Annotated in this window: 3 protein-coding genes; all 3 read left to right on the plus strand. The window is 61.9% G+C overall.

What is annotated here, in order from left to right:
- Positions 1–4811 (plus strand): alpha-2-macroglobulin (locus VEJ16_10720; GenBank protein HYB10134.1); only part of this gene is annotated, 4811 nt, incomplete at its 5' end.
- A gap of 4 nt (positions 4812–4815) precedes the next feature.
- Positions 4816–6918 carry a penicillin-binding protein 1C gene (pbpC, locus tag VEJ16_10725; GenBank protein HYB10135.1) on the plus strand — a complete coding sequence of 701 codons (2103 nt, stop codon included), beginning with the start codon at positions 4816–4818 and terminating at the stop codon, positions 6916–6918.
- A gap of 635 nt (positions 6919–7553) precedes the next feature.
- Positions 7554–8192: PLP-dependent transferase (locus VEJ16_10730; protein HYB10136.1), on the plus strand; the 639-nt coding region annotated here is incomplete at its 3' end.

The raw sequence follows: 8192 nt of genomic DNA on the forward strand, positions 1-8192 counted from the left end.
TGGTGACCGCAACACCTCGAGCGTCGACAGGCCCCGCCCTCGAGTTCAAGCGAGTCGATATCGATACGTCGCGCGATGTGGCGGAAGCGTGCCTGACGTTCTCGGAGCCGCTGATCGAGGGACCTTCGGCGCATTACGAAGATTACGTCACAATTCCCGATCACGCGGACGTGGCATTTGAGGCGCGGGGCCCACGCCTTTGCGTGAGCGGACTTGGTTTCGGTCAGACCTATAGCGTCGAGCTAAAATCTGGCCTGCCGGGCGCTTCCGGACGGAAACTCGCCGCCGCCGAGTCGGTGCCTGTGACGCTTGCAGACAAGGCCCCCTTCGTGCGCTTTGCATCGGGCGCGCAGTTCATCCTACCGCGCACGGGAAATTCGGGCGTGCCGGTGACGACGCTCAATCTTGATGAGATCGCGATCAAGGTCTACCGAATCAGCGACCGCGCAATCTTTCAACAGCGCCAGCTTCCGGCTGCGGAGACGTCGCTTTACGAAATGCAATATTTCGAACAGGACGCGGGCACCCTTGTCTGGTCGGGTAAGCTGCGGACGACCGGCCGGCGAAACGAAGTCACAACGACCGCGTTCCCGATCCGTGACGTGGTCAAGCCCTGGAAGCCCGGCGCTTACGTGATTTTCGCCGCCACCACGTTCGATCGCGGCGACGAGCGACCATGGGAGCAGAAGGTCACCGCGCAAACGGTTTACGACACGGATCTGGGGCTCACGGTATTCCGAGGTGAGGGCGGCCTCGATGTCTTCGTGCGCTCGATCGAGACGGCGAAGCCGATTGCGGGCGTCAAACTGTCGCTCATTGCCCGTAACAACGAGGAGCTTGGCCATGCCGCGACAGACGACCACGGGCATGCGCAATTCGCTCCCGGTCTCCTGCGCGGCAAAGGTGCTGCCGAACCTCTTATGGTCGAGGCGTTCAGTCCAAATTCGGATGACGAGAAAACAAAAGATCACCTGGGGGACTTCAACAAGATCCTGCTCGCGACTACGCCCTTCGATTTATCGGATCGCGGCGTCTCGGGTCGGGCTTCTTCCGGCCGGCTCGACGTGTACTTCGCAACCGATCGTGGCATTTACCGGCCCGGTGAGACCGTGAACCTTACAACGCTCGTGCGTGACGCAGGGGCCTTCGCCGTGGAAAAAGCGCCGGTCAGCCTCGTCTTCCATCGACCGGATGGTGTTGAGCAAAGCCGCGTACTGCTCGTCGATGGTGGCGATGGGGGAAGTTACGTGCCGTTCCGTTTAAGTCCGACCGCCCAGCGCGGAGTCTGGACCGTCGATGCCGTCCTCGATGGCTCTACACCAATCGGGGCCGCCCAGTTCAGAGTCGACGATTTCGTGCCCCAACGCCTCAAGGTCACCTTGTCGAGCAAGCAGGAGGCGCTCGCCCCTGGCGATCGGCTCACGGTCGATGCCGAAGTGCGCTTTCTATACGGTCCCGCTGCATCCGACCTTGCCGGGGACGGAACGCTGCAATTCAATTTGGATCCCAACCCATTTCCGGCTCTTGCCAATTATCGCTTCGGGCGTGACGACGAGCACTTCGAGGCGAAGCCAATATCGCTCGATCTCGCCAAGACGGATGCGAACGGCAAGACGGTGGCGACAAGCGATCCGCTGGACGTGCCCAAGACGAGCCTGCCGCTCCGCGCCGACATCGATGTCGATATATACGAGCCAGGCGGGCGCACGACGGAGGCTTCCTTGTCGCTACCGATCCATACGCAACCGCTTTGGATCGGCCTTCACCCCCTCTTCGACAAAGCCGTCGAGATCGGCAAGGACGCGCGGATTGAGGTCCTGGCAGTCGACGACAAGGGCGAAAAGATTGCGCGGTCGGGCCTTAAATTCGAGCTGACCCGCCACGACGCCCATTGGCAATGGTACGAAACCAAAAGGGGGTGGTCGTACGAGCCGGTCTATACCGATGTCTTTGTCAGCTCGGGTACCATCGACGTCGCCGCGGATCGGCCGACGACGCTGGCACTGCCCCTCGCGGGTTGGGGCGAATATCGCCTGACCTTGACGGACGACCAAACGGGTGCCGTAAGCAGCATCAAATTCCGCTCGGGCTACTGGGACGTCGGTCCCGAGGTCTCCGAAACACCCGACAAGGTCGATGTCGTCTCGGAGCGTCCGAAATATCGAGCCGGCGAGACCGCAAAGCTCACGATTAAACCGCCCTTCGAGGCCGACGTTCTCATCACGATCGCCAACAGTACATTGCTTGAGACGCGTGAGCTGCATGTGCCGGCGGACGGCGCCAAAATCGAAATTCCAGTGTCCGAGAGCTGGGGCACCGGTGCTTACGTGATGGCGACGGCGTATCGCCCACTTGCGGCGGGCAAGGCCCACGAACCCGTGCGCGCGGTCGGCTTGAGCTGGATCGGGCTCGATCTTTCGGTGCGCACGCTCGCGGTGAAGATGGATCTGCCGGACCACTTGACACCTCGCCAGACGATCAGCGTACCGGTCACCGTGGGAGGGCTCGGCGACGGACAATCGGCCCGTCTTACCGTCGCCGCGGTCGATGAAGGAATCCTCCAGCTCACCAAGTTCGAATCGCCGTCGCCCGGCGACTACTACTATGCCAAGCGCCAGCTCGGGGTGGAAATGCGCGACGACTACGCGCACCTGCTCGACGATCGGGATGCGACCGCGGGCACAATTCGAACGGGCGGCGATGCCTCGATCGGCGGCGGACCACTTCCCGCCGTGCCGACCAAGACGGTCGCACTCTTCTCCGGCGTGGTCGTCACCGACAAGCAGGGTCGCGCGCGCATTGCCTTCGATGTGCCGGATTTTCAGGGCGAGCTTCGCTTCATGGCGGTTGCATTCGACCGGGATCAAGTCGGAAGTGGCGAGGCCCATCTCGCGGTGCGCGATCCCGTCGTCGCGGAAGCCACACTGCCGCGTTTCCTCGCACCCGGCGACCAGAGCCGGATCTCGGTCCTTATTCACAATGTCGAAGGGACAGCGGGGGACTATAAGCTCGGCCTCAGCGCGTCGGGTGCCGTGGCGATTGCGGCTTCGAATGAGCACACAGTGACGCTCGCGGTTGGGGAGCGCCAAATCCTCAACTTCGCACTCTCCGGCAACGAAGTCGGCGTTGGCACTGTAACGCTCAACGTGAGCGGGCCGAATGGCTTTGCCGTGGCTCACGATTGGCAGATTGCGGTACGGGCGTCCCAAGTCCCTGTGACGCTCGATCTCTCGGCGCAACTGCAGCCGGGTCAAACCTTCAAGCTCGACCAAGGAATGACCGCGGACTATCTGCCGGGCTCCGTACATGTGAGCGACACGGTTTCCACTTGGCGCAGCTTCAATGTTCCCTCACTTTTGGGTGAACTCGACCGCTACCCCTATGGTTGCCTCGAACAGACGACGAGTCGTGCGTTCCCGCTTCTCTATTTCAACGAGGTCGCCGCGACGAGCTCGGTGAAGCAGGACAAAACGATCCCCGAGCGCGTCCAGCAGGCCATTTATCGCGTCCTCGACATGCAGCGTCCCTCCGGCGACTTCGGGCTGTGGGGCACTCGGGGGGAGCCCGCCTATCCCTGGCTCTCGGTCTTCGCGATCGATTTTCTCTATGAGGCGAAGAAGAGTGGATACGTAGTACCCCAGGCAGCGCTTGCGCGCGGGGTCGCTTGGCTGACCCTGACCTCGAGCGGGCGAGCCAGGGATGAGAGCGATTTTGACGACAGCAATCCGGGCAATCAAAGTAAACTTGCCGCGTGGAAAGCCTGGCACGAAGCACGCATCAGGGCATACGCGTTCTACGTGCTGGCCAAAATGAACGCGGTCAACCTCGGCGATCTGCGCTATTTCCATGACAACGGACTGGCCGCGATCGATTCAGCACTCGGCTATGGCCAGGTGGGCGCCGCTCTTGCCATGGCGGGCGACCGGGCCCGAGCCAGCCACGCATTCCAACTGGCCGCGAACACTTACGATCGGGATGTAAGCAACGACTATTACGGGTCGCGCCTGCGCGATCTCGCGGCGCTGACCGCTGCCGTCGGCCACGCAGGCGAGCAGGGCATCTTGCCAGGCCTTCTCGATCAGTTGGCCAAGATCGACTATCGCGCCGGTTGGACCACGACCCAGGAGGATGCATGGATGCTGATCGCCGCCCACACCCTTATCGAGCAAGGTGGCGACCTGCGGGTCGAGATCGACGGCAAACCTCAATCGTCGCATGAGACGCCTATTCACTTGGCCCTCACCGACGCGGATCTCGCTCGTGGCGTCGAGATTGCCAATCGCGGTGAAAAACCGATCTGGAACCTTGTCGCGCTCGAAGGTGTTCCCCGCGCGCCCCAAGCCGCCGCGTCCAACGGTTTTCGCATCCTCCGGGAGTTCCGCGATCTCCAGGGCAACGTCGTGGATCCTTCGGTCGTCAAGCAGAACGACCGCATCGTCATCACGCTGGAGGCATCGTCGCTCGACGGTCTCGAACACGATGCGGTGCTGGTCGACCTACTGCCGGCCGGTTGGGAGATCGAAAGCATTGTCCCGCACGGTAAAGACGATGAGACGGATTTCGACTGGCTCAAGGTGACCAATACCCGCATGGAGGAGGCGCGCGACGACCGGTTCGTCGCGGCGGTCAACTTTGCAGACAAGCGCTTTGGCTTTCAGGAAGGGAGCGATGTCTATCGCGTTGCCTTCATTGTACGAGCGGTGACGCCGGGCCAGTACGTCCTGCCCGCGGCATCGGTCGAGGACATGTATCACCCGGCAATCTCTGCGCGCACGGGAGTGGGTGCGACGACGGTGACGACACAGGACTGAGGCCATGCTGGCTGTGAGGCGTGCTGTACGATGGGCAAGTGGGATCCTCGGCGCGGTTCTTGTCTTGGCCGGTTCGCTCTATGCACTCGACCGGATCTTTCCTCCGAGGCTTGAGCGCTACGAGGCCGCATCGACCGTGGTGCTCGATGAGCGGGGTGCGATCCTGCGGGCATTTACGACGCCAGATGATGCTTGGCGAATGCACGCGAACCCCATCGACGTCGATCCGCTCTATCTCACTCTCCTCGAGGCATACGAGGATAAGCGATTCGCGCATCACTGGGGGGTCGACCCGCTGGCACTCCTGCGCGCCACCGGGCAAATGATCGGGAGCGGTCGCATCATCTCGGGCGGCTCCACCCTCACGATGCAGGCTGCACGTCTTCTCGAACCGCACCGTCGCACAATCGGCGGCAAGCTTTTCGAGATCGTTCGCGCCCTTCAGCTCGAATGGCACTATTCGAAGGCTGAGATACTTTCCTTCTATTTGACGTTGGCGCCATTCGGGGGAAATCTCGAGGGCGTGCGAGCGGCCTCGCTCGCCTATTTCGGCAAGGAGCCAAGACATCTCGCGCCGGGTGAGGCGGCACTTCTCGTCTCGTTGCCTCAATCCCCGGAGCATTCGCGCCCCGACCTTCATCCCGAGACCGCGAGGCAAGCCCGCGACAAGGTGCTGGGCATGGTTGCCGCCCGGGGAGCGCTCTCGCGAACTGCGCTGGCCGATGCAAAGCAGGAGGCTATGCCCTCCCGTCGCGCGTCGATGCCATTTTCGGCCCCGCATCTCGCCTTCGAATTCGCTTCCAAGGCCAGCCAGGGCTCGACTATCCGGACGACCCTCGACGGGCAGCTCCAAGCGCGAATTGAAGCACTCGTGCGACGCGAATCCTTGGAGAAAGAAGCTTCTGCCGCGATCCTCGTCGTCGAGAACAGTGGTCGGCGCGTGCGGGCCTATCTGGGAAGCGCCGATTTCAATAGTGCCGCGGGTCAGATCGATCTCGTGCGCGCCAAACGCTCACCCGGCTCCACCCTCAAGCCCTTCATCTATGGGATGGGATTTGACGCACTCCTTTGTCATCCAGATACGATCGTCGAGGATGCCCCACTCAGGATCGGTGACTATGCACCGCAAAATTTCGATCGCGAATATCACGGGGCTGTCACGGTGCGCACGGCACTTCAACGCTCCCTCAATATTCCGGCTGTGGCCCTCCTCGAGCGGCTCGGCCCACAGCGCTTCGTGACGAGCTTGCGGGGGGCGGGTGCCGAGCTCGTCTTCGATCAGAACGACCCGTCGCCCTCCCTTGCGGTGGCGCTGGGGGGTGTTGGAATCAGTTTAAGCGATCTCGTCATGCTCTATGCATCCCTTGCCGACGGCGGCCGGGTGTCTCCGCTCGTGCTTCAGCCCGGCGGCCCGGCACCGAGCCCTGTGCCGCTGTTGACGCCCGCATCGGCTTGGTATGTGAGCGATATCCTTCGAGGCGTGCCGCCACCATCGCCCTTCGCGCAACTCCCTTCCGGGGTGGCAACACGGCCGATCGCCTTCAAGACGGGGACCTCGTATGGCTTTCGCGATGCCTGGGCGATCGGCTATTCGGATCGATATACGGTGGGTGTTTGGGTCGGCCGGCCCGATGGCGCCCCCCGGCCCGGAAAATACGGAATCGGGACCGCGGCTCCGCTACTCTTCAAGGTATTTGGTCTGCTGCCCGTCGAGGCTTTCGCTGCGGCCTCCCCCCCGAGGGGGCTCTTGAAGGTGCGCTCCCCTGCAGCACTGCCGATCGCACTCCGACGCCTGTCGCCGGCCGGAGCCTCAGCCAATCTCGGCGGAGCGACATCGCCGTCGCCGCTTCGCATCCTTTTTCCGCCCCAAGATGCGATCCTGGAACTTACCGAGGAAAAGGGCCGATTTGCGCCGATCCCGCTCAAAGCTGCGGGCGGTGAGCCGCCCTTGCGGTGGGTCGCGGACGGCAAGCCGGTCGCGGCCGACGCTGCAAGCGAGGATTTCGGGCTCTTCAGGCCAGACGGTCCGGGTTTTTCCTCCTTAACCGTTATCGATGCATCCGGCAAAACCGTGACCGAAACCGTCCGGCTGAGGCTGAGCGAATAGCCGGCGGGTGAAATGGTCTCGTTAACCATTGCTTTACACTTGGCGGGTAAGGTGAACGCGTTGGTTCGGGTGATTGAACCTCCCCGGTTCTCTTCGAACCCTCATTGACGCCTCCCTGTTCAACTCGAGCCGCCTTCGGGCGGCTCTTTTTTTGCTACAGTCAGGGCGAGTGTTCAGAATAGTGAATACAAGAACCGCGCGCGTCCCCCAGCAGGTGGGGAGAACATAGCAGGATCAATACTTTAGAACCTTTACAGTGTAGACAATTCGATGACGATTCGCTCTTGACGGCTGCAAGATAGCGCATCTAGTCTCGTGCCCAGCGGTGAGTTGAATAGGGATGGGCGTCGTAACAACAAGGGCTACTCGACAATAGCCCAGGGGTTTTCAGAGGGCCGCATTGGTTGCGGCCCTTTTTTTGCGCCGGGACCTGACCGCCTTCCGAACGCTGGGCGCTCGACCGTATCCAAGCGAGCGGTATTCGGCCATTCGACGCCGCCGCTTCAATTTTCGCCAATGTTGATTGTTGTATTGTGACACATTGCATCGTGGCGCAATGAGGGCAGGCCTGTTGCTCGTGCAAAACTGCCCTGGCGTGAGCCCGAGCGATTGGCGACAAACGGCAAGGTGAGCCGATGATCGATCCCAAGCATTTCAAATTCGAGACCCTCTCGCTACATGCGGGCCAGCGCCCGGATCCGGCGACGGGTGCACGGGCCGTACCGATCTACCAGACGACATCGTACGTTTTTGAGGATGCCGACCAAGCGGCGGCACTCTTCAACCTAGAACGTGCCGGCCATATCTATTCGCGCATCTCGAATCCGACGGTTGCCGTGCTCGAGGAGCGTATTGCGGCCCTTGAAAACGGGGTCGGTGCAATTTGCACGGCGAGCGGCCAGGCAGCCCTCCACCTCGTGATCGCGACGCTCATGGGGCAGGGCGGACATATCGTGTCTTCGTCGTCGATATATGGCGGCAGCCACAACCTTTTCCATCACACGCTGCCGCGCTTCGGCATCACGGCGAGCTTCGTCGATCCGCGCGACCCAGCGGCGTTCAAATCGGCGATCCGACCGGAAACGCGTTTGGTCTTCGGGGAAACGCTCGGCAATCCCGGCCTCGAGGTGATGAACATATCCGCGGTCGCCGAGGTCGCGCATGCCGCGGGCTTGCCCCTCATGGTCGACAATACCTTCGCGACACCGTACCTATGCCGACCCATTGAACTCGGCTGCGACATCGTTATTCATTCGCTTACCAAGTTTCTCGGC

Source organism: Alphaproteobacteria bacterium (assembly GCA_035625915.1).
GTDB lineage: Bacteria > Pseudomonadota > Alphaproteobacteria > JACZXZ01 > JACZXZ01 > DATDHA01.

What these genes read in the sequence shown, in the direction of transcription:
- pbpC (HYB10135.1), top strand. Translation starts at nt 4,816, where the DNA reads ATGCTGGCTGTGAGGCGTGCTGTACGATGGGCAAGTGGGATCCTCGGC.